Source organism: Pseudoalteromonas sp. S3260 (assembly GCF_005886925.1).
Classification (GTDB): domain Bacteria; phylum Pseudomonadota; class Gammaproteobacteria; order Enterobacterales; family Alteromonadaceae; genus Pseudoalteromonas; species Pseudoalteromonas tetraodonis.
In genome coordinates this window covers 1-1,442 of record NZ_PNCV01000204.1, presented here as the reverse complement: position 1 = coordinate 1,442, position 1,442 = coordinate 1, and the positions used below count along the sequence as shown (strand labels likewise).

1 protein-coding gene is annotated in these 1,442 nt (G+C 43.6%); it reads left to right on the top strand.

All coding sequences use genetic code 11. The annotated features are described in order from the left end of the window. The first annotated feature begins 135 nt into the window (after nucleotides 1-135). The gene (locus CWC14_RS18190) at nucleotides 136-1,338 is read left to right on the top strand and encodes an IS256 family transposase (RefSeq protein WP_069440089.1); all 1,203 of its coding nucleotides are present in this window, start codon (nucleotides 136-138) and stop codon (nucleotides 1,336-1,338) included. The last annotated feature ends 104 nt before the right edge of the window (nucleotides 1,339-1,442 follow it).

Sequence of the window (1,442 nt, the reverse complement as noted above, 5' to 3'; positions counted from 1 at the left end):
AGGTTCGAGGTATTTAAAAACCTTGCGGTTAACATTGCAAGGTTTTTTTATACCTGTAGCAGCGGGTTTACCCCGTCGGGGTAGTGTTTAGAAATCTGTGTCATTTCAGTAATATTAAGAAAACAGGAGTGACACATGACTCAATCTTTCGACTTCAACAAAGCATTAGCTGAACTTCAATCTGGTAAAGGGTTAACTGGTGAAGATGGTGTTTTAACACCGCTAATTAAACAATTAACTGAAGCTGCACTCAGAGCAGAGCTAGAGCAGCATCTAGAAGCTGAACTGCAACCAAACCGTAAGAACGGCACTAGCAAAAAAACCGTTAAATCATCTGTAGGTCAATTTGAACTTGAAACACCAAGAGACCGCGCAGGCTCCTTTGAACCGCAACTCGTTAAGAAAAACCAAACTAAGTTAACGCCAGAAATTGACCAAAAAGTCCTATCTATGTTTGCGTTAGGCATGAGCTATCGTGATATTCGCAGTCACATTCAAGAAATGTATGGCATTGAAGTATCAGAAGCCACAATAACCGCTGTGACTGACCAGCTAATACCAGAGCTTAAAGCGTGGCAATCTCGCAGTCTTGATGCGTTGTATCCATTTATCTGGCTTGACGCTATTCACTATAAAATCAAGGAAAATGGTCGCTACGTTAGCAAAGCGGTTTATACTGTGTTGGGTATTAATATTGAAGGCCGTAAAGAATTACTTGGCCTCTACGTATCAGAAAGCGAAGGTGCTAACTACTGGTTATCAGTGCTGACCGATTTACATAATCGTGGCGTATCCGATATTTTAATCGCCTGTGTTGATGGACTAAAAGGTTTCCCTGAAGCCATTGGCACTATCTATCCTGAAACAGAGGTTCAACAGTGCGTTATTCATCAAATTCGTAACTCGATGAAGTACGTAGCCTCTAAGCACCAAAAAGCCTTTATGGCTGACTTAAAACCCGTTTATCGTGCAGCAACTAAAGATGCCGCAGAAGCAGCACTGGATGAGCTAGACGATAAATGGGGCAAGCTATATCCCATTGTTATCGACTCTTGGCGTCGTAAATGGACGAACCTGTCGGGTTACTTCAAGTACCCAGATTACGTGCGAAAAGCCATTTACACCACCAATGCTATCGAGGCGGTTCACCGCCAGTTTAGGAAATTGACCAAGACTAAAGGCGCATTCCCGAATGAAAATAGCTTGATGAAATTATTGTATGCAGGCATATTGAACGCCTCGAAGAAATGGACAATGCCAATCCACAGTTGGAACCTGACATTGTCGCAATTAGCCATTCACTTCGAAGGTAGGTTAGATGGCGTGCTAGATATTTAGCAATTTAGGCTGACACAGAATTCTGAACGCCCTCCGCGTCGGTATTAGGTTTTAGGTATTAAGCCCGTCACCCGTCGCCCGTCGCCCGTCACCCGTCACCCGTC

Excerpts from the sequence above, each read along its gene's own strand:
- CWC14_RS18190 (WP_069440089.1), top strand. The coding sequence starts at position 136 with ATGACTCAATCTTTCGACTTCAACAAAGCATTAGCTGAACTTCAATCT.